The sequence below is a fragment of the bacterium genome (assembly GCA_013360195.1).
GTDB lineage: Bacteria > Electryoneota > RPQS01 > RPQS01 > RPQS01 > JABWCQ01.
Genome location: JABWCQ010000002.1, coordinates 339026 through 361806 on the forward strand (window position 1 = coordinate 339026; position 22781 = coordinate 361806).

Sequence of the window (22781 nt, forward strand, 5' to 3'; positions counted from 1 at the left end):
TAGAGAAAGAGAAGTCCGATGCTCACGAAAGTTCGCCTGATTTCTGCCTTGATGCTCCCCATAATCTGTGCGGCAATGTATTCAATCAGCTTCGCCGCAAATTCGCTATCAGGCCATTCCGTTGCGCTGAACATCCCCCCCACCCCTTCAAATTTCTGGGAGTTTGCAGGTCCTCAGGATGTTCATCCAATTCCATTTGAAGTGGTGGATCCCGACCCACAATCTGTGCACGTTCGTTTCTTCGATCCACAAGTTCGATACGAGGAAACCGTACTGGACGGACGCACGTTCACTGCCGTGAAGATTCCAGGTGAAGGAACTACTGTTCGTCAAGGCGAACCCGACTTGCCGCGCTCCACAAAGCTGATTATGATCGGGTCAACAGGTAATGTTGCCGCAGTGGTTACATCGTCATCATATACGATAGTATCCAACATTGACGTGTCTCCGAAACAGCCGTATGAAGGCGAGGAATTGGAGAATCGTCTCGACGGTCAGAACTACGCAATGGATGCTGAAATATATTCCGCGGACGCATGGTATCCCGAAAGCATCGCGGTTATCTCCACACCAGCGACGCTTCGGGATGTACGATTCGTATCGCTCGCAGTGGCACCAATTCAGTACAATCCGGCTCGTCGCGAACTTCGTGTATACGACAATATTGAAGTTGTCATTGAGAATGTGGGTGGGATTGGTGAAAACGAAATTCAAGTTTCACCTGAGTTCATTTCACCGGGGTTCAAGAAGCTGTACACTCGATTTGAGAATTTCGCAGGCAGCGCGCTTGATGAACTTCCGGTTCTGCCTGGCAAGTACTTAATAATTTGCCCGGACAATGCCATAAATACGACTGAGGCACAGCGTTTGGTTGACTGGCATCGTCGCAAGGGGCTCGATGCGTCGTATGTAACATTAACACAGACCGGCAATACCGCACTTTCCGTGAGGAACTATATTTCAAATCTTTACACGTCTTCCGGCGGAGCCTTGGAGTTTGTCTGCATGTTCGGAGACCCGGGCGCGTCTGCAACTTATTCGACACCGTCGGGTGACGGATCCACGGGATACGACAATTACCTGGGTGTCTTAAGTCCATCAGGCGGAGACAATCCTGATCCGGTTCCGGATATTGCAGTTGGCCGCTATCCATCGGAGAGCCAAAGCATGTTGCAGGCGTTGGTGACCAAGAGCATCAACTACGAGTCAAATCCGTATACCGGCGATCCGACTTGGTACACCAGTACTTACTGTGCTGCCCACACGAATTTTATCAACTCCAATCCTTCAACAAAAGAATATACCCGACAGATAATGCTTCAGGCCGGCATGTCATGCCCCCCGGTTCAAGTCTTCACAGGCGGCATTTCTGAGGCACAAACCAACGGAATCTTGGATGATCTGATTAGTGTATTCAATCATCGAATGTCGTGGATAGGAGAGATGGATCCAGCCGATCTCGCGACGGCTCCGGCTGTTGGCGGATCAGGTACGGTGGGAGGAGCACTTCCCTTTGTGTACTCAATGACTTGCGGTACAGGGACATTTAACAGCGCAGGCCAAACCCTGTCGGAGGAATGGCTTGTTCCGCCGACTCAGACTCCAACATCGCCGCGCGGCGCAATTGGATGCGTTGGTTTGTGGGGTTCCGGAACTCATGTGCCTTACAACAATATCGTAGACGCAGGCGCGATGTACGGAATCTATGCACTCGGCATTCAGGAAATGGGAATTATCAACATTTCCGGAAAACTCGAACTTTACAAGAATTATCAGAACTTTGTGCCAAGTGCAGTCACAAACTTTTGCTACTGGTCAAATCTGATGGGTGATCCTGGCACAAAGATCTGGACAAAAAATCCCTATGGAACCACGGCAAGTCATGCGGCCACAATAAACCGCGGAGCGAACAACGTCACGGTGACCGTAACCAATCCTCTTGCACAGAATGTCGAAGGCGCACTTGTATGCTTGCTCAAGGGTACGGAGACCTTCGCACGAGGTTACACTGGCGCAAATGGACAAGTCAATCTCCCTGTTGCCACACCCACGACAGGCACAATGCTCGTCACGGTAACAAAGGACGACCAATTCCCGTACCTTGGCAGCATCACGGTAAACACAGTTTCCGCAAATCTCGCGTTTAACACGATTAGCATTGACGATGACAACTTGAGCGGTACAGTCGGAAACAATGACGATGTTCTCAATCCGGGCGAAACGATTGACCTGTCCATTAATCTGACCAATACCGGAAGTTCCACAACAGTAACGGGAATCAACGGAACACTGAGCAGCGCGTCCGCCGGCATTTCGATTATAAACGGTAGCCGCAGCTATTCCAACATAGCACCCGGCGCGAGTGCCAATCCAACAGCTCCCTTCAGAATCGGCGTTACTTCTGTATTCAACGGTGAACCGATTACGCTCTATCTTAACCTGACCACGGACCAAGGCCCATTCACTGTTAGGATCGACTTGACGCCGTCTGCTCCTGATGTATTGTACTCAAGTTTCACGTTTGGCGGACCAGGCGGCAACTTGAATCCCGGTGAATCAGGTACTTTCACACCGACCATCACAAACTCTGGAGCTAGACAAATTCTCGGCGGAGACGGGATTCTCCGTTCACTGGATCCAAGAGTGAGTGTGACAGACTCTGTTGGTGTTTTCGGCAACATAAACGCAGGATCGACAGGCAACAGCGGCGGGAATACGTTCGCGATTTCAATCAGCAACGCAATGTTTAACGGCCACCAAACTGACATGCAGTTGGTGGTTTACGATGACAATGGGTTTCGCGACAGTACAAACTTCAGTTTGACAATCGGCACGTTTACGTCCACGAGTCCTTCAGGGCCGGACGCATACGGTTATTACGCATATGATAACACGGAAAGTCAACCGGCTGGAGCGGCTTCCGTCTATGAATGGATTGAAATTGCTCCTGGATTCGGCGGTTCGGGAACAAATCTGAACATGAGTGATATTGCCGAGGATGATGATGATACCCAGGTTAGAGCGCTTCCATTTGACTTCACTTTTTACGGTAACACCTTTGACAGTATCACCATTTGTTCAAATGGATGGATTGCGTTTGGGAATTATCCTTCAATCACTGACTTCCGGAATTACCGTATGGGAACGCCCATCGGTCCGCCAAATCAGGTTGCTGCATACTGGGATGATCTGCGTGTTTCTGGCGCCAATGAGAACGTCTATGTCTATTACAACAGTACGGAGGACTACTACGTCATTGAATGGAGAGCGAGAACACTGTGGACGAATGTCGTCGAGACTTTCCAGATAATACTTTATGACCCGGCATTCTATCCTTCTGCAACCGGTGACGGCAAGATCAAGGTGCAGTACAATACTGTAAACTTAAGCCCGAACAGCGCTTCGAACGACAATGACTATGCGTCCGTCGGAATTCAGAATCAGGACCATTCGATCGGAGTTGATTACTATTTCTGGAACTCGTATGGACCGGGGGCAGCCTCACTTGTGGCAGGTCGCTCGATTATGTACACGACAGACTCGAACGGTCAACTAAATCCCGTGCTGACGATGTCTTCTCCCAATGGCGGAGAAAGCTACTACCTGGGCCAGTCTTACAACGTACTTTGGACCAGCGCAGCGATTTCTGGCAACGTCAATGTACAATTGAATCGCAACTATCCAGCCGGGGCGTGGGAAAATCTCTTCATGAACACGCCAAACGACGGAGTTCAGGCGTGGAATCCAACCGGCGCAGCGACAAACGCGGCGCGTTTAAGAGTTACCGCCGTGGATTTCCCGACTGTTGGCGATACATCTGACGCCAATTTCACTCTAATTACTCCTACCGTGACGGTCATTCAGCCAAACGGTGGAGAAGTCTGGGCACCAGGAAACATTGGCGAGATTGTATGGACATCAACCGGTCTTGGTACCGCGCGTGTTGAATTGAACAGGAACTATCCTGGCGGCGCATGGGAGCAGTTGGTTGCTTCAGCAGCCGATGGATACTCTTGGCTTATAACCGGACCCTCTACGGCCAATGCGAGGATAAGAGTTACTGGATTGGCATATCCATCAGTTGATGAATCCAACGCAAACTTCACCATTGGCCAAACACCGGTGATCAGCCACAAACAGAAGGAAGATCAATCTGCAGGATCGGTTACATTCCTTGCAACATTGATTGATGACAATCCCCTTACAAACGCTTTCCGAGTGTACTATCGCTTGATTGGTGCGGGTGCATATGACTCGGCAAGCTTTACACCAACTGGCAATCAAGACGAGTTTTCTGCCACCGTCCCAGGGCTGCTTGACGGAAATTACGAGTACTATCTGCGTGCCGTTGATACGGAGAATTTGGCAGACAGAGAACCCGACAACGGTCACTTGACATTTGAGGTTGGAGACATTTGCGTTCCATGGATATCTCACGACGACGGTACTGCTGAGAACTACAATTGGGTAGACGGACCTGATTTCGAATGGGCAGTGAGATTCGATCCGGGCAATTATCCCTTCAACCTTTGCGCCGCGCAGTATGCCATTAATCCGACTGCACCGACATTGTACAAGGCACCTGTCATTGTCACAGTGTACTTGGCCGACGGTCCAAGCGGCACACCCGGTACCGTCGTGGTGCGAGATACTACGGGTTCATCAAATGCTGCGGGCGGACTTCCAGCAGGAGCAGCATGGTCGGACGTGGTTTTCGGAAGTGTCCCGGTTACTTCTGCTTTCTATGTCAGTGTCAAGAATGTAGAACCAAGAGATTGCCCTGTTGCATTTGGTCTTGACTCCAATTCGCCGAGCGGTAATTCTTATTACTACGATGCATGCGATTTGACCTGGCATTCTGAAAGTTCAGGTCTGGAGAACGCCAGAAACGGAAATCGAATGATACGGGTGAGTGGATTCAACTTTGACCCGCCGCAAATCACAATTCAATCAAGCGGAAATGACGTGATTTTGAGGTGGGCGTCAACCGGTGCTCCTTATTACCGCGTGTATTCATCCACGAATCCGTCCGGTCCGTTTAACACGTTCGTTGGCTCAACAGCTGCGTTGAGCTACACGCATACTGGAATTGTCGGGGCACAACCGCAGAATTTCTACATTGTAGTTTCGTCCGCGACTCCGTAAATAGCTCGTCTTACAAATTGAAGCGGCACGGTTTTATGACCGTGCCGCTTTTTCTTGTGACCAAAAACAAAAGAGTCGCCTTGTTTCGGCGACTCTCCTCTTGTAGCGGGGGTTGGATTCGAACCAACGACCTTTGGGTTATGAGCCCAACGAGCTACCAGGCTGCTCCACCCCGCAATAAGACTTCAAATATATGAGCTATTAGCCGGATTGTCAAGAACTTCCTTGATCAGGACTCTTCGCGAAAATCGTCAGGAATTCTCACAAGACAACTCTCAACTCTTCTTGTTGTCGCACTCAGGATTCTTATCGTAACTCCTTTTATATCAATCTGTTCTCCCGGTTTCCCGATGTGACCAAGATACTCGGCCAGCAGTCCGGACAACGTCGCATAGTCTCCATCAGGAGGCCTCCAGCCAGTCGCTTCAGCAATATCAGAGAGGTCAGCCAGAGCTGAAATCAGGAATTTTCCTTCCGCAAGTCTCTTAATTGTCCCGGATTTTGAGGATTCTTCAGTCTCACGGATAGGTCCCACAAGTTCACGAAATAGATCCTTAATGGTGACAATTCCATCTGTACCGCCATGCTCGTCAACGACGATTGCGGCTGATAGACGCTGAGTCTTGAACTGCTCAAGTAGTTCGACCAGCAATTTGGATTCAGGCACAAAAGCCGCAGGCCGGAGATAACTTCTGAGGGAGTCCCTGGGTTCAAGAAAGTCCTTTGAATGAAGAAATCCTATGATGTTATCGATAGACTCATCATAGACCGGCAATACGCCATGTTTCCGCTCTGCAAATAGACTTAATGCTTCCTGCAGTGATCCTGTGGCAGGTAATGCAATAAGTGCGGGGCGTGGTGTCATGATGTCTCGGGCACGTACCTCGCGCGCATGCAGGTAGCGGTCGAGAATCTCCGACTCCTTATCCGTGACAGTGCCTTCTCTGCTCGCACGAGACAAGACTGAGTCGATTTCTCGTCGAAACAGGACGTCGTACGCGTGTTCCGCACGTTCAGCAGATCCGGATCGACTTCGCAGCAGCTTTTCCAACGGAAGAATCAATACCCTGACGGGGAGAAAAAGCCAATAGAATAGGAACAGTGGCAAGGACAGGTACCTTACGAACGGATTCGCGAACGCAAGTCCCAGTGTTTTCGGTATAACTTCTCCAAAAACCAAGACCACAAACGGCGAGACTGCGACTATCCAGACTTCAGAAACTCCCTCACGCTCTGACCAGATCACAAGCAGCGACGAATAGGCCACCATGACCGCGTTATTACCAACGAGTGAAGTAAAGAGGTAACGTTCCGGTACCCTTGATAGAAACTCTGAGAATCGAACACCGAATTTACGTGCCTTCTTCCAACTCCCTATGATAATCGCATCGAATGTCGTGAATGCAATCTCGATGGCCGAAAAATAGGCGCTCAAACCAAGTGACAAGAGAACAAGTATCAGGAGATCCACGAGGAGCCTGCCCGGCCTATCAACTTCCCTGAAGATTGCTCATGCAAGACGGAAATGAACTCATCAGCCTGTTTCCTTCGCAGTCTGACTCGAAGCTTCTTTCCATTTCCGTCCGGGTCATGTTCGACGAACGCAAAGAATTTCATAGCAAGCTGATAGACGAGTTTCTGTAATTCATAATCAGCTTCGACTTCAACAGAAATACCCGTTTTCTTCAGCACACGCGGTGCCGCATCAAGCGCGAGCGAAGCGCACTCACTATAGGCTCTTACCAGGCCACCGGTGCCAAGCTTCGTTCCTCCAAACCACCTAGTCACAATCACGCCACAGTTTTCGAGGTTGTGTCGTCGGATTTCAAGAAGTATTGGCTGACCGGCGGTACCTTTAGGCTCTCCTGCATCGCTTTGCATCTGAATTAGATTCTGGTCCTTCCGCTCTATACTCGCCCAGCAGTGGTGAGAAGCATCATGATAGAGCTTCTTTACCGCTTCAAGTGCAACGTTAATGTTGACCTCATCGTCGAGCGGGAACGCCCTGCCGATGAAGCGGGAGCCCAGCACCCTCGTTTGCGCGGTGCCGGGCCCCGAAAGAGTCCAGAAATCTTCGGACAGCATTTGACGAAATGTTTAGGCTTTTCGATGCATCAGTGTGGCCTGCGCAGCAGCGAGTCTTGCAATGGGAACACGAAATGGGCTGCATGAAACGTAATCCAATCCGGCACTATCAAAGAAGATCACAGAAGATGGTTCACCGCCGTGCTCTCCGCAAATGCCGACCTTCAAGTTTGGCCGCGTTTGTCGACCACGTGAGGTTCCCATTTCGACAAGCTGACCAACTCCGGACTGATCAAGTGTTTCAAATGGGTCAGCTGGCAACAATTGCGACTGCACATAGTAGGGCAGGAATCTGCCCGAGTCATCTCTTGAAAGTCCCATGCAAGTTTGTGTAAGGTCATTCGTGCCAAAACTGAAGAACTCAGCCTGCTGAGCAATTTGATCCGCGCAAAGGGCAGCACGTGGAAGCTCAATCATGGTCCCGACTAGGTAGTCTATCTTCACGTCCGCGGCAGCAAAAACTTCTTCAGCAACACGGTGAATAACGTCTGACTGTGACTTCAGTTCACCGGGAGTCATAACCAAGGGTACCATTACTTCCGGCTTGACTTCGATTCCCTCCTTTTTCACTTGTACAGCAGCAGTAAAAATCGCTCGTGCCTGCATTTCCGTGATTTCGGGATAGACGACACCCAGCCGGCAGCCGCGATGTCCAAGCATTGGATTCATTTCGTGCAAATCCTCGACCTTCGCAGCAACGTCTTTAGGATTCACTCCAAGCTTCTTCGCCAGATCATTAACCGCCGCGTCTCCGTGTGGAAGAAACTCATGCAGCGGCGGATCAAGAAGCCTGATGGTTACCGGCAAGCCATTCATGACACGAAATATACCTACAAAATCTTCACGCTGATAGGGTTCAAGTTTGGCAAGGGCCGACTTCCGTCCGTCAAGAGTTGATGCTAGAATCATTTCGCGAACTGCGTCAATTCTATTCCCTTCAAAGAACATATGCTCAGTGCGTACAAGGCCAATTCCCTCCGCCCCGAATGCTACTGCATTTCGGCATTGGTCTGGCTGGTCAGCATTCGTCCTGACTCGCATTCGGCGAATCTTGTCTGCCCAACCCATTAACTTTGCGTATAGTTGATAGGTTGGAGCATCTTTGGGTTCAAGCGACTTATTGAGTAGCACCTGGATAACTTCAGACGGTTTCGTTGGTATGTTTCCCTTGAACACATCTCCAGTGGAACCGTTGAGCGAGATCCAATCACCTTCCTTAACCGTTACGTTTCCGGCAGTGAAAATGCCTTTTGTGTAATCTATGTGAATGGCCTCACATCCCGCGACGCAAACTTTTCCCATTTGGCGCGCAACGAGCGCCGCGTGCGAAGTCATTCCGCCACGCTGCGTCAGAATACCTTGTGCGGCATCCATTCCGCGAATATCTTCCGGGCTAGTTTCAATACGAGCCAGTATAACTTGCTCCCCTTTCGCCGCCCACGCTTCAGCGTCCGAAGCATGGAAAACAACTCGACCGGTCGCTGCACCGGGGCCGGCATTAAGCCCGCGAGCAATCGGATTCTCCGTTTTCAGTTTCGCCGTGTCAAAAATGGGGCGGAGAAGTTGATTGAGTGCATTGGGATCTACTCTTAGAACCGCTTCCTCCTCAGTAATCAATTTCTCTTCTACCATTTCGACCGCAATACGAATCGCCGCCATTCCGGTTCGCTTGCCGGCACGACACTGCAGCATCCAGAGTTTGCGATCTTGAATCGTAAACTCTATGTCATTCATGTCCTTGTAGTGTTTTTCAAGTTTCTCCGATATGTCCAGGAGCTGTTTATAAGACTCTGGCATTGCCTCTTCTAACGACGGGAACTTCGACTTGCGGTCGGATTCGCTAATGCCGTGATTCGCTGCCCACGTCTGAGATGCTTTCAGACCGACCTGTTGTGGAGTGCGAGTTCCAGCAACAACATCTTCGCCTTGGGCATTTACCAGAAACTCACCATAAAATACTTTTTCGCCCGATGCAGGGTCTCGTGTAAACGCTACGCCAGTCGCACAATCGCTTCCGAGATTTCCAAACACCATGGCTTGAACGTTTACCGCTGTACCCCAGCTCTCAGGAATCTTGTTTAAGCGGCGATACACAATCGCACGTTCGTTCATCCAAGATCCGAACACTGCACCAACTGCTCCCCAAAGCTGTTCGAATGGATCATCAGGGAACTCCACGCCTTTGCGCTCTTTGATGGCAATCTTGAATTCCGTCACAAGCTCCTTTAGATGTTCCGCGGAGAGCTCTGAATCATACTTGACGCCTGCTTTCGCCTTCTTTGCCGCAAGCATATCTTCAAAGGGATCATGCTCTTCCTTGGTTTGCGGCTTAAGATCAAGCACAACATCACCGTACATTGCCACAAAACGTCTGTATGAGTCGAAAGCAAAACGCGCGTCGCCCGACCTCTTAATGAGACCTTCAACAGTCCGATCATTCAGTCCTAGATTGAGTATTGTATCCATCATGCCCGGCATTGAGGCGCGGGCACCGCTGCGAACTGAAACAAGCAGAGGATTTGAGTTGTCTCCAAATTTCGCGCCAGTTAATTTTTCGATGTAAGCAATGCCCTCTTTTACCTGTGAAGTCAATTCCTTAGGATACGAACGGCCATTGTCATAATAATAGGTGCAGACTTCTGTCGTAATTGTGAAGCCGGGCGGAACTGGAAGTCCCATGTGATTCATCTCAGCGAGGTTGGCGCCCTTTCCGCCAAGAAGATTCTTCATGTCGGCACGGCCATCTGCCTGACCGTTGCCGAACGTATAGACGTACTTACTCAAAATTGATCTCCAAAGGTGTAATAAGAATGAGACGAGAGACCGTCTCAGGAATAGAGGCTATTTCAAGAGCACAGCTTTTACCGTGCGCGTAGCGGTTTGTGTTGACAGTTGGATCACATAGACTCCTGAGGCTTGATGTTCAGCGTTCCAAACAAGCGTGTTCGAGCCGGCTGACGCCAAGGCAGTCTTCTCGACGGCAAGCTGTCCTTGCACGTTGTAGGCGCGCATGGTTACAGGTTGCGGGCGCGGAGACTCGTAGGAAACAGTCAGGGTCGGATTAAATGGATTTGGGTAGGCGGAAGATATCTCGAAATCACTCGGTCTTACCGCGTCATTTGCCGATACGTTCGGGAAGTAGTGCAAAGTCTTCAGTATCCATCCCCTCGGATCAAGTGAAACTGAATCGAAGGGAACATCCGGATCATAAGAAGCCAGCTCGGGATTTACCCAAACAGTATCTGTGCTTGTAAGCTGATCGCCTGACCAAAACTCGATTTCGACAGGCATACTGAATTGTGTTCCAGACTGCGACTGAGTCAACGAGAACGTATTGGTGGGTTCCAAGATAATATCGAACTGTGGATACCCCGTTCCTTCAAAGACCCACTCATCGAAAAACCACTGCAATGTCGAGTCGTAGTGGGATTCGCAGACTGACTGAAACTCGACAGTCGTTGCATTGGCAAAGGCGAATTGCTGCCCGTAGTCTCGAAGTGAGCTGAAAAACAATGAATCACCCATTACCCAACGCAGCATGTGCAGCACACATGCACCCTTTTCATAGACAATAGCCCCCCAATAATAATCCGGGTCGTAGATCGTCGAAGCATTTCCGGCATTGCGGGCAGCAGGCTGCAGATCAGTGCGCACGTAATTCCGGAACTCCTCTTCCCCTCTCACCCATTCCATTCCCAATGCCTCACAATATGTTGCAAAGCCTTCGTTGAGCCACAGGTCCCGCCAATCTGCAACCGTAACCCAGTTCCCCCACCAGTGATGAGATAACTCATGAAACAAGAGCCAGTCATATGTACGGCCATTAACTACTGCCGCATCATAGTGCGACACGCATGTTGCGTGCTCCATATCACCAATGCGGGTCATGTTGTAGCCAAACCGTTCAAAGACGTAAGGACCAAAGTGCGCCGCAAATGCATCCAAACACTGTGGAACCGGCTCGAAGTGAATTTGCGCTTGAGTCCAACGCGATGGATACACGAAATTCTCAATGACCGGATTGCTGTCCCGCTGTGTCATTATCTCATACTCAGAGACTGACACGAACAAGAGATATGTTGAGACCGGCTGGTCAAGTCGATAGTGCCAAATAGACGTACCATCCGGATTCGCAACAGAATCAAGCCGGATACCCGCACTCACACCGACCCGATCTTGCGGAACACGCAGCCACGCTTCCCAAAGGACTTTGTCTGTGGGATCTGCGAAGCAAGGAAGCCACGAGTAGTTCGCTGGCGGCGGTTCGAGGTCAAGTCCATCACCCATCGAGTAGCAGATCTGCGGTCTCCACCCTGACGCTTGTCCAAATCTCATACCCCCCCACGAGTCTATGATTGCTGGTGTGCCGCGATAGTAAATCGTAACGTCAACTGTATCCCCAATAGCCATCTCTGGCGAAAGAAAAATCTGCACGGAATCCAGCCCATCGCGCCGCACGCTATCTACATCATGTGTTGTGCTGGTGACCGAATCGATCTCTAAGCTGGCAACCAACCGCAAGTCGAGTTGGTTCAGGCTTACTTCATCAATCGCAATCAGTAGTCTGGCATTACCAGATATGAGGGAGTTTACCAAATCATAGTCGAGGTCCGACCAGATTTTCAATGCGTTAAATTGGTGCAGTGTATCATCCAGTATTCGTTCTCTTGGTTGGCGACAGCCAAGCAAGCCAGATTTCTCCGGTTCCACGTCAGTTTGAAGGAAACGCGGATAACCGGCGAATAAGAGAGATGGAATTAAAGTTATTAAAAATAAATACATAGAACGAACAACGGAAAAGCTGCAATTGAAGAAAATTACTAGTTTCTAAGCGAAGATGCAACAAGTCATAAACGAGACAAAAGCACAAAAGGCTCGAATAGAGCCTTTTCTAGTGCAGAGGCAGACTTCTGGCCGCTGTCAACGACGCTCAAAAGCGCGGGGAATTCGGCTAAACATCGTGTTCACAAGTCTGGACGCAGGCGTATCGAACGCACCGCTCAATTCACTAACTCGATAGAACCTTTGCGGGATAAGTTGACTAGCTTGGTCAAGATAGAAGGTGTCGCTGACTTCGGCAATTGGTTCAAAACTCTCGGACAATGAGGAAGCCGCGAAGACTTGATAACGAGCGTCTGGCAAACCTGATGGTGTCCAATGCAAACTAATCACCGCGCCTGGTTTGACGACCAGGTCGCGAACCGGGCGACCTGTTACAGTCATGTCAGTAATTCGAATATCGCCAAGATGCCAGTACGAATCACCGTAGTAGATGAACTTTAATACCACCTGCTCAAGACCTGCGATTTCTTTCAGGTTGTCTTCACTTATTACTTCAGAAGCAATTGGCCCTTCGCTTCTCCGCCATATTAAGATTGGGAACGAGTTCCCGCAATCGACGCTTGCAACTATCCGGGCAATGACCATGTCGCGCGCATTCGTGCCCTCGATGCTTGACTCAAACTCGAGGCACGGATTCTCAATTTCGGATAGGTTCAATGGAACAGAGATATAGGAACTCGTTTTTGCCGATCCATTCGCAATCAGGACGATTGATTTTCGTCCAGTCTCCGTTCCAACAATAGACACTGTACCGTTTGCACCTCGTCTCTTCATCCATTGTATGGACTCGGATTCCGGAATCACGGATACCATTCTCTCCGCAGAGTTCTCGACGATTACTGTAAACTCATCTGTTAATGCAGTGTTCTGCGGCTCTGAACGATCCACGGCACGTAACCTGTAAGAAATTGTTGATCCGGGCGTCTGTACCGGAATGTAGCATACATACCCGTCCAATTCTTCCTGCATTGGAACAGTATGCAGAGCACCGCCGCCAACCCTATAGTCGCAGGCGACAAGCTCCAGATCGCTCTCATCCTGGACATCGGCAAAAACTGGTATTGGTAAATTGTAATTTTGCCATATTCCAACTGGGACGTGTGTTATATAAGGAGGATTTAGGTCGTGCAAAACAGGGATTCCAAACCATTCGAGAATCTGGCGGACGAGGTGAACTCGTGTAGAGGGAGCATCGCCATCGTGAAGAGCGCCAAGTTCAACTGAACAACCAACAGTTCGAAATCCATCTCCGGAATTTGCAATAGCGACTGAGTACTCGGCGCCATTTCGAGAGTTGCGCAAAATCTCGAATGCAGACCCAATCGGCCTTATCCGGTCAATGAAACTGTTTTCTCCTCCGTAATTAAACTGCATATTCTCAGTGAATCTGCCTCGAATCCCGGAACAAGGGCCCGCATCTCCAGAACCGTCGGAAACACCTTCAATTCCAAAGTACGGGTGCAGTGAATTTTCATGATCAAAAGCCCAGACGTCACCGCCTTCCCAATAGCAGGCACCGCCGTCATGTAAATAATCTGCAATTCGATCCGCGGCCTGACTTGGAAGGGGTTCCTGGTTTGGATGCACTCCACAAAAGATCCAAATCGAACCATAACGGGAAAGGTCTGGGGGTATCTGAGCAGATGTTTCGTACTCGATTCCCAATACCTGCAATGCTCCTTGAATTCCTGCCAATTGTTGCGGCTGCGAGTCCAGGACATACAAGAGTACTGGGACCCTTCCTATTCGGAAATGCCCCCAAATATTCTGGTCGGGAAAGTTCGTTCCAGTCAAGACTGCATTGTACTCGAACGCGTAACCGCGTGGAGTTGCAGAGTCACTGGAAAAGGAGAACTGTACGCTTACGCTGTCGGATTCTGCAACTGAATCAGTCGACCAACGCGTTTCCTGAATGTGCAGAAACTGATGGTCAGGCATGCAGTCTACGACTGGCTGCCGCAATACTTCATCACCTATGTTCTTTAGTTGAATTGACAAACCAATCGTCTCGCCAGCTTCCGGCAACATGTCACCATCGCCTGACAATTCGACGAGTCGCTGCCATATGACTTCGATTTCCGGCGCCTCAATTACGCTTCGCTGATTTCCAATATAGGAGTTTCGCTCACCCTGTTCTGCCCATACCTGAAGAACCGCAACTGTGCCATTTGCTGCAGTCGTTGATACTGAGTAGTTTCCTGTCATTTCAAGCCAATCTTCGCTGTGTGCCTCTATCACTGGTAAATCAAGATACCCGGGATTAAGCGACAGGGCATCAGAAGAGCATTCAATCCGCAATCGCCCGGCTTCCGACGCGACCGTACCGGCGTTTCTAACAAGCACACGGAATGTACCACTATCTGCGGGGTCGAGCATACCGTCCAGATCCCCGACTGACTCTTCAAAGTCGATTGATTGAAGCTGGAGAATTGCCCCAGCGACAGGTACGACAGACACGTTGCGTTGAATCGGTACAAGGTTCAGTCCGCGGACCGTTACTGTCCATTGACGTTCGCCTGAATCCGGCAACGGTACGAGGGCAAAACCGTCGCCGTCAGTGTAGCTGATTTGTGGATTCGCGTCAGGCCGGGTTAGAATAACTTCTGCATCCGGAACACCCTGCCCGTCATAGCGAATTGTCACGGGTATATGAGCAGTTCCAATTGGAAGCACATCCGGAATCGATGCCTCAACAGTGACCGGACTGGCAGTGAAGGGTCGCAACGACGGATCACCCAGGAGAGCGAACTGCTGTATCGTTTCTTCAGTTAATCCACCGGGTGATTGTGGAAAGAATTGTGCGCACCGAAGCTTGCCATAGTCCAGGGCCATGCCGATGCTGGTATAATCATGCTCAAAGATAGCCTCCAGCGTTGCCAGGCCAATCGTATCACTGTAGAAGAATGCTGTGCTTTCAGTTGCGCCAATATAACAAAGGGCTCCAGCATCCTGAAGCTCCAAAGTCCAGTCTTCTGCAATGCAATTCTGACCTTCGTCAAAGTCTGCTGTCGCACAGGCAACCGAAATGACAATTCCCTGCCGACTAGTCTGCAGCTGCGGCAGTGTACTGGAGGTGAAGTGAGGAGAGACTGATGACCAGGAGTTTGGGTTACCGTGGCCAATGTAAAATGTCCAAAGTGGCTGTGCATTCAAGGAAGCAAGCAAGAGCGGCAACGCACCGGTTTGCGGTTGCTGCAACGACGTCGGATTCAAGCCTGCGCTTTGAAACACTTCGCGAACTTGTTGTCCGTGCAGGGGATCCAACGCGACCGAGCTTGAAAACACCGTGGCTTCTGCCGTCTCCCCAAGTTGCGCATCCCTCTCATAAGCGAGTGCACGAGAAATCCATCGTTCAAGTTGACTCGGAGAGTCTACAGGCAGACGGCCTATAGACAAATCAGGTAGGAAGTCGTCGTTGGTCAGACAACTATAAGGGTGATCCGTCAAGCTCGAACCAACACCAAAGAAGGCCGGTATTAACTCATAATCGCCTATCAATAGAACAAATTCGGGGGGCGTCTCGGATGCGTCGAAACGCTGCTGCAAGTAAGACTTTAGCGATTGGGGCGAACTCGCGATATCCGGATAAATGACAACCTCAGCCGTTATACCGCATTCATACTTGAACCCCAGCCACTCCTGCAATCCTTCGACGAACTCAGGATGAGTTATAACCAACAGTCGTGGTTCATCAACTTGCGTCGGTGGATTGGCACGTCGCTGGAATTCGACAATGTCAGAAACTAGTCTTGATTCAAAGCTTGACTGAGAAGGCTCGGAATCCAAACTCTGATTTCCTGGAATCGTCACTCTGAAGACGAGCGTGTCGCTCACGTAAAGTGATCGCGAAGCACCGGAGTATTTAACTGGACAAATTCGTAACAGTGTCAATTCTGTCCCGGCTACTTTACCGGTCTGAACAATTTCTACTATCTCGTCCGGATAATATGAGGACCGTTCATAATATTCATGTATTGGTACATACGTGTGACTTGAATGCACGGATCTGTCAAGTGGCTGCGGCACTGGAAGCGGCGGTGCTACCGTGACTGTTCTTCCGACTTCGCGAATTAGTTCAAATCCTGCGGAAGACACATTGGCTGGAACCCAAAGCGAAACCGCTGGCAAATCGGGTGCACCCGGTAGGTTGTAGGAACTTAACCCTCGACACGAAACATGTGACCAATACGAATTTGCGAGCAGAACCGTATCAATTTGAACACGAGGCACTGCAATGACTAGCAGCCATTCGTTCCTGCTGAGTTGACTCCAGGAAACGGTTTTCGCATCGGTGGATTGCACGGCCGAATTCACAACTGTTGGCAGCAGAGCGAATTGCAGTAGAAGAAAAAGTGCGACATTCCGTTTCAACATTACAACCTCAACCGACTTGATTCTGGTGTTCAACGTGTAATTAGCAAACGCCGAGCCCACAAATATAAAAGGCTCACAGCGGTTGCTGTAAGCCCTGGCGTTAATACCTGGCGTTTGGAATCAAGACAGTACTTCGACGTGAAAAGCCTGCTCACCCTTCGGCCCGGCCACTGCTTCATACTTTACTTTGTCGCCCGGTTCAAGTACGCGGTAGCCTCGGCCTTTGATTGAAGAATAGTGAACAAACACTTCAGCTCCGCTCGAAGATTCTATGAAACCAAAGCCCTTCTTCTGAGAGAACCATTTGACCACACCTGTGTCGGTCGTACTGTGAGTCTCAGTTGACTTCGCTCTAAACGAATTGATCATCGTTGATGTCTACCTCGGTAGCCAGTCCTTGGGAATCTCCGCGGCCTGACCTGTATAATGAAGCCTATAGTGGACATACCGAGCAGCCGTATCTAAGAGACTCTGCTGCTCATCCACACTCAAATCTCGCTTTTTCCGTGCGGGCACCCCCGCCCAGAGTTCACCTGCCGGAACTCTAGATCCTTCGAGAACGACCGCACCAGCGGCAATAAGGGATCGTTCTCCCACAATTGCAAGGTCAAGGACTCGGGCACCAATTCCGATCAGGCAACCGGATCGCAATGTACATCCATGCACTACCGCAGCATGCCCGATTGAAACCTCGTCTTCAACCAGAAGAGGAGCAGTCCCAATCGTTACATGGCAAACTGCTCCGTCTTGCACATTCGTACGATTTCCAATACGAATCCAGTTCACGTCTCCTCTTATTACCGCCCCGAACCAAATCGAAGACTCACTACCAATCTGAACATCACCAACAATGACTGATGTTGGCGATATCCAACTGTTCTCATGTATGACTGGATTTTTGCCCTGATAGGGCAGAATCAATGCCAATTCACCACCATACTATTTTCCCTGAATTGTCGAGTCCGGCCCATCGCGCGAACGAGCCGGACTCATTAGTCGGAACCGCAGTCATTCTGTCAATTCTTACGCCGACACGGACCAGAAGGTTTCCAGAAGACAGCGGATTTTTGTTTGAGTTTCGACCTACAATGTTGCAAGATTCCAGCCTGCAACATATGTGCAATAATTTCAATAATTTATTGCTAAAGAAATTGACTAAAGAAGTGGGTAGTGTGAGAATATACGCCAAAACAACCAACGCTTGTTTGAAATGTCCCCGCTGTTGTGTATCTTGAGCCAAGTGTCAAACAACTAACGTGTTTAAATGAGTCCTGTTATCAAGTTCTGGATCGCATCTACAATCACACTCTTTATCCTATCCTACTGGCCATTCCGTGAGTCTATGGTTCCTGGCGACACGTCTTCAGACTTGGTCCAGACGACTGAGGCTAAGCTGATAGATTACTTTTGCTTAGGTCAATCTTCTGGATCGGGTCGGGCTAGCAATCCAAAAGCTTGGGAAGAAGCGCTTGACATAAAGATCAAGATTCGGGAGTCTGCCGGGGAAGCTGCTGGAGACATAAAATTGCCACGAGAGCAATCTGACAAATTGACTGGTTTGACGAAGGGACAAGGAGTTTTCCATTCCGTGAACAGCGAGGACCATTTCGTCTATCGATCTGCCCAAGGGCGTGACTGGTATCTCGTGATCACCAAGTCAAACTCATCATTGCGTCAAGACTCGGGGAATACCGGTGAGCGCAAACCGAGTCCATTGGCATTGTCGATCGGGTTTGCCTTGATCGGCGGTGCAATCATGTCATTGTTGGCCCGGGTGGCGTTTCGACCACACCCTTCAAGCTGAAAAAACGCCTCGCACGACATCGATATGGCCGTGCGTCTGCACGGTCATCTTTTTTTGCAACCCAATGCAAATTCATATGCTCTAAGAAGTTGAGTCGTGCTCTTTTCCCATGAAAGATCTTCTTTCAACCTTCGCGATCCAAACTCGCCCATTTCTTTCCGCATGACCGGATTATCCAGCAAGTCGACAATCTTGCGGGCAAAGTCCTCCTCATCATTGTCAATTGCGTACACTGCGGCCTGACGGGCGGAAAACTCGGATTCGGTCAGTCTGAATGAAACGATAGGTTTTCCCATTGCCATGTATTCAAGAATCTTGTTCATGGTGCAATGTGTATTCAACGGGTTTATTGGGTCAGGTGCAACACAAACATCGGCAGAGGAAAGGACTTCGCGAACAGTCTCATTTGACACACGGCCGGCAAACTCAACAAAGTCCGTGATACCGAGCGACAATGCAAGGTCTTTCAGCACTTGAAGATTCTCGCCACCGCCCATCAACAAGAAATGGATATCTGTTCTTTTCCACTTCTGAGTGATAATGTGTATACTTCGTAACAGATAGTCAAGACCGTCTTGTGCGCCCATCGTGCCAAGGTACGCGGCAAGATATGACCGGCTGCGTCTGTAAGCAGGATTTGCGGGCAAAGGAGCGAATTTCTTCAGATCAGGTGAGCTTCGCACGACAAAAACTTGATTGTCAGACAGTTTACCCCGTTCAAGCGCGATTTTACGATAGGATTCGTTTGTGGACAACACGACATTTGCAGTCTTGTAAGTCCAGAACTCTAATTTCCGCAGTATTTTGAGAAGAATACCTCCGCGCGCGGGAAATTTGGACTCGAATGTTTCTGGAGACAAGTCGTGTTGATCGAACAGAAACTTCACTCCAAAGATCTTGAACGGAAGGGAAACAATGAAGAACAAGTCAGGCGGATTGCAGGCGTGAATAATTTCGAATCCCCGCCTGAAATACACGTAGCATGAGTAGACGAACGTCCAAAGCATTGCCCATGAGTACTCCCACAGATAACCAATTGCTCGGTTTGCGGTGTAAGGCATCGGATAGCGGTAGATAAATACGCCGTCAATTATTTCAAACGCCTTCTTGTCCACCATTTGCGGACAGATTACGCTTACCTGGTAGCCGGCCCTGGCAAGCGCGAGTGATTCTTGCCAGACCCTGCGATCAAACGGAACGGAGAGGTTCTCTACTAAGATAAGGACCTTACCAGCAAATGCCATGATACTCCGCGTGAATCATGTGGGCATCAGGGACGCGAGCAAGGTCGAAGACAATCTGCTGACGAGTCAGCTTCTTAAGGACAGGATAGAATTCAGTATCGCGATAGGTCACAAGCACAACCTCAGAGTGCGCCGCAATGTCATCCACGCTCTCCACGAGTAATTCTGCGAGGTGTGGGATCGCCGATTCAATATACGCTTTGTTCGACCCGACAAGGCGCGCAAGTGAAACATTGCGGTCAAAAATCTTTATATTGTACCCTTTCCCAAGCAACGTTTCAACCAGTTCGACGACAGGACTCTCGCGCATATCATCGGTACCTTCCTTGAACGCAAGACCGAGGACACCAATCTTCTTCTTGCCAAATGCCTGAATTGACTTTACCGCACGCTTCACACTTTCTTCATTCGATTCCATCAATGAGAAAAGCAACGGCGTTGAAAGATTGTTCTGCTTAGCGCAAGCCGATAGCGCCCGGACATCCTTAGGCAAACAGGATCCACCGAAAGCGAAGCCAGGCTTTAAGTAGTAAGGTGACAGATTGAGTTTGGTATCGGAACAGAAAATCTCCATGACTCGATGACTGTCAATACCCACTGACTTGGCGATAGCGCCGATTTCGTTTCCGAAAACCACTTTCACGGCGTGGAAGGAGTTGTCGGCGTACTTGACAAGTTCCGCTTCCTCTATCTTCGTCGTATGAAACGGACCGGGCAAACCCTTGTACAATTCAGCCACGATTGCAGCAGCTGCTTCACGCTCTGCTCCAATGACGGTTTTGGGCGGACCAAAAAAGTCCGATACAGCCGAACCTTCACGAAGGAATTCTGGATTGTATGCGATTTGAAATCCATTTCCCTCGGACTTACCGGAGTGCTGCTCGAGCCTTGGCAGAAGTTCCCGCCGAGTAGTCCCGGGCAACAGCGTGCTTCTAATAATTACGGTGTGCAGGCGATCAAGGCCTTTAATCGCGTCACCGATTTGCTCGCATACACGGCGCGCATATTCTGTATTCAATGCGCCCGATGGCAATGACGGAGTACCGACACAAACTAATGAAACATCGGTATTCTTGATAGCTTCCTCTATTGAGGTTGTCGCATTCAAGCGACCTGCTGATCGATGTTTGGCGATGAGTTCCGGCAATTCCTTTTCGACAATAGGACTCTTGCCCTCAAGAAGGAATTTGACTTTAGTCGAATCTACATCAATGCCCCATACTTCGTGCCCCGATTCACACAGACATGCGGCCGACACGCAACCGACATAACCTAATCCAAAGACGCTGATTCTCATATTATTGTATTTTAAATGTATGCGTAGAATGCTGTTTATTTTAGCGAAATTCAAGCAGAACTGCAAACTCTACAAGCTCTTGCGCAAAGCCTGCGCCAGCCCAGAACTCAAGCGGGAATATTATACGAATGTTCAAGCTTATCGACTTGAAATTTCAATACTTTCAGTGTAACTTTGAAAACAGGAGGAAATGCATTGAAAACAAAATCAAAAATTGCTGCTCTTCGCAATCAACTGCGATCCAGTGGGATACAGGCCTATCTTGTCCCAAGCTCAGATCCTCACAACAGTGAATATATTCCTACCCGATGGCAACGTCGAGCCTTTATTTCCGGTTTCACCGGCTCCGCCGGAGAGGCCTGCGTCACTCTGACAGACGCGTCACTTTGGACGGATTCACGCTATTTCCTGCAAGCTGAGCGAGAACTTGCAGGATCCGGTATGAGACTTCAAAAGATTGGCCTGGCTGGCACTCCAAGCCTCGTTGAATGGCTGGCAAGTCACTTGCCTAAGGGTTCGAAAGTCGGAGTAAACCCTCAAGTAATTACTCACCAACGTTACGTTACCCTGCAGAAAGAACTTTCAGATAGAGGCCTGCAGTTGGTATTGGTGAAGCAGGACCTTGTTGACGCAGTTTGGCCGGACAAGCCCGCCCTCTCCCTGTCCAAACTCGAAACCCATGATATCAAGTACGCCGGCGAATCGGTCGCATCCAAGCTAAAGAAGGTGCGAAGCGAAATGAAGTCACAAGGCGCAACTGCACATGTACTAAATGAATTGGACGCCATCGCTTGGCTGTTCAATCTCCGAGGTCGGGATGTCGACTTCAATCCGGTTTTTGTATCGTATGCAATCATAAAGGAAAAGTCCGCGCATCTTTTTGTGGACCTGCGCAAGGTAACGCCGGACGTAAAGCGGTCACTCGGCAAGCACGTCAAAATTCATCGATACGACGCATTCGGCAACGTACTAAAAGGGCTTGCCAAATCCAGAGGCAAGACTTGGGTTCACGATGCAACGGCATCCCAGTGGATTTTTGCCCAGCTTGGGAAGTCAAACTTGATTACGGAGCGGTCGCCGATCACTTTGTTGAAGGCAATGAAATCCTTCAAGCAAATTCGTGGCATGACCGCAGCCCATGTACGGGACGGTGTCGCGATGGTTAAATTCTTGTCCTGGCTTGATGAGAACATCGGGAAAATTCCGATGAGCGAGCTGTCACTTGAAGTGGAACTCGAAAGAGCACGCTGTGCCAGTTCGCTTTATAGGGGCCCGAGCTTTTCGCCAATTATTGGTTATGCCGGCAACGGAGCGGTGGTCCATTATCGCGCTGTCCAGGCCACAAGCAGACAGGTTAAGGCTAAAGGGCTTATGGTCATTGATTCGGGTGGGCAATATCCGGACGGAACTACGGACATAACCCGGACGATTTGCTGCGGAACTCCGACTCGGATGCAAAAGGAGCATTTCACACGTGTTCTCAAGGGCCACATAGCGGTCGCGACAACACCGTTTCCAATCGGTACACGTGGACCACAGCTTGAAGTGCTTGCCAAACGAGCATTATGGATGGCAGGACTGAATTACTTACATGGAACAGGGCACGGTGTTGGTCACTATTTGTGCGTTCATGAGGGACCGGCATCATTAGCTCCCAGATTCCCCAATGATGTCTTGATGCCAGGAATGGTTCTGTCAAATGAACCGGGTTACTACCGCGACGGTGAATACGGTATCCGGATCGAAAATCTGGTTTACGTGACAGTGGACAAGGACAGACCCGGGTTTTACAAGTTTGAGAACCTGACGCTTTGTCCTATTGACACACGATTAATTGATGTCACTCTTCTTACGACTGGCGAGAGGCTTTACATCAATCAGTATCATGCCAGGGTGCGTAATGCTATAGGGTCAAAGGTCAAAGGAAAAACAAAGCTCTGGCTATACAGAATGACTCGGCCGATTTAGTCCTGTTCAATACACCGAGACC

At 49.7% G+C, this 22781-nt stretch carries 12 protein-coding genes and 1 tRNA gene; 3 read left to right on the forward strand and 10 right to left on the reverse strand.

Annotated features, from left to right (window positions below; all coding sequences use genetic code 11):
• Positions 1–18: 18 nt before the first annotated feature.
• Entirely contained in the window at positions 19–5145 is a 5127-nt protein-coding gene (locus HUU59_02785; protein ID NUO18355.1) for a hypothetical protein, read from the forward strand.
• Between the two features lie 103 nt (positions 5146–5248).
• On the opposite strand, the gene HUU59_02790 is transcribed toward HUU59_02785, so the two are convergent.
• The 8 genes from HUU59_02790 to HUU59_02825 form a co-directional block, all read right to left on the reverse strand.
• Positions 5249–5322, reverse strand: a tRNA-Met gene (locus tag HUU59_02790).
• A 52-nt stretch (positions 5323–5374) separates the two neighbouring features.
• Positions 5375–6616, reverse strand: a complete 1242-nt coding sequence (locus HUU59_02795; GenBank protein NUO18356.1) for an HlyC/CorC family transporter — start codon at positions 6614–6616, stop codon at positions 5375–5377.
• Positions 6604–7230, reverse strand: coding sequence for a YigZ family protein (locus HUU59_02800; protein ID NUO18357.1), 627 nt, complete (start codon positions 7228–7230; stop codon positions 6604–6606). The genes HUU59_02795 and HUU59_02800 overlap by 13 nt, the downstream gene beginning before the upstream one ends.
• A 12-nt stretch (positions 7231–7242) precedes the next feature.
• Entirely contained in the window at positions 7243–10017 is a 2775-nt protein-coding gene (locus HUU59_02805) for a pyruvate, phosphate dikinase (protein NUO18358.1), read from the reverse strand.
• Positions 10018–10071: 54 nt separating this feature from the next.
• Positions 10072–11940 carry a T9SS type A sorting domain-containing protein gene (locus HUU59_02810; GenBank protein NUO18359.1) on the reverse strand — a complete coding sequence of 623 codons (1869 nt, stop codon included), beginning with the start codon at positions 11938–11940 and terminating at the stop codon, positions 10072–10074.
• Between the two features lie 210 nt (positions 11941–12150).
• A complete protein-coding gene (locus HUU59_02815; GenBank protein ID NUO18360.1) occupies positions 12151–16446 on the reverse strand; it encodes a hypothetical protein in 4296 nt (1431 codons plus the stop codon).
• Between the two features lie 120 nt (positions 16447–16566).
• Positions 16567–16815, reverse strand: a complete 249-nt coding sequence (locus HUU59_02820) for a cold shock domain-containing protein (protein ID NUO18361.1) — start codon at positions 16813–16815, stop codon at positions 16567–16569.
• A 9-nt stretch (positions 16816–16824) separates the two neighbouring features.
• Complete coding sequence (locus HUU59_02825; protein NUO18362.1) at positions 16825–17373, reverse strand: gamma carbonic anhydrase family protein; 549 nt, start codon at positions 17371–17373, stop codon at positions 16825–16827.
• A gap of 337 nt (positions 17374–17710) precedes the next feature.
• Between HUU59_02825 and HUU59_02830 the strand changes: the two genes are divergently transcribed.
• Entirely contained in the window at positions 17711–18250 is a 540-nt protein-coding gene (locus tag HUU59_02830; GenBank protein NUO18363.1) for a hypothetical protein, read from the forward strand.
• Between the two features lie 44 nt (positions 18251–18294).
• On the opposite strand, the gene HUU59_02835 is transcribed toward HUU59_02830, so the two are convergent.
• Both HUU59_02835 and HUU59_02840 read right to left on the reverse strand, forming a co-directional pair.
• Positions 18295–19494: a glycosyltransferase family 4 protein gene (locus HUU59_02835; protein ID NUO18364.1), complete on the reverse strand. Its 1200-nt coding sequence runs from the start codon at positions 19492–19494 to the stop codon at positions 18295–18297.
• Positions 19478–20791, reverse strand: coding sequence for a nucleotide sugar dehydrogenase (locus HUU59_02840; protein ID NUO18365.1), 1314 nt, complete (start codon positions 20789–20791; stop codon positions 19478–19480). Before HUU59_02840 ends, HUU59_02835 begins: the two co-directional genes overlap by 17 nt.
• A 195-nt stretch (positions 20792–20986) precedes the next feature.
• Here HUU59_02840 and HUU59_02845 point away from each other — a divergent pair, with 195 nt between their 5' ends.
• On the forward strand, positions 20987–22759 hold the full coding sequence (locus HUU59_02845) for an aminopeptidase P family protein (GenBank protein ID NUO18366.1): 1773 nt from the start codon (positions 20987–20989) through the stop codon (positions 22757–22759).
• The last annotated feature ends 22 nt before the right edge of the window (positions 22760–22781 follow it).

Bases quoted from the DNA above. Each gene is read 5' to 3' on its own strand.
- HUU59_02785 (NUO18355.1), top strand. From the start codon at position 19: ATGCTCACGAAAGTTCGCCTGATTTCTGCCTTGATGCTCCCCATAATC.
- HUU59_02800 (NUO18357.1), bottom strand. From the start codon at position 7,230: ATGCTGTCCGAAGATTTCTGGACTCTTTCGGGGCCCGGCACCGCGCAA.
- HUU59_02815 (NUO18360.1), bottom strand. From the start codon at position 16,446: ATGTTGAAACGGAATGTCGCACTTTTTCTTCTACTGCAATTCGCTCTG.
- HUU59_02820 (NUO18361.1), bottom strand. From the start codon at position 16,815: ATGATCAATTCGTTTAGAGCGAAGTCAACTGAGACTCACAGTACGACC.
- HUU59_02830 (NUO18363.1), top strand. From the start codon at position 17,711: ATGAGTCCTGTTATCAAGTTCTGGATCGCATCTACAATCACACTCTTT.
- HUU59_02835 (NUO18364.1), bottom strand. From the start codon at position 19,494: ATGGCATTTGCTGGTAAGGTCCTTATCTTAGTAGAGAACCTCTCCGTT.
- HUU59_02840 (NUO18365.1), bottom strand. From the start codon at position 20,791: ATGAGAATCAGCGTCTTTGGATTAGGTTATGTCGGTTGCGTGTCGGCC.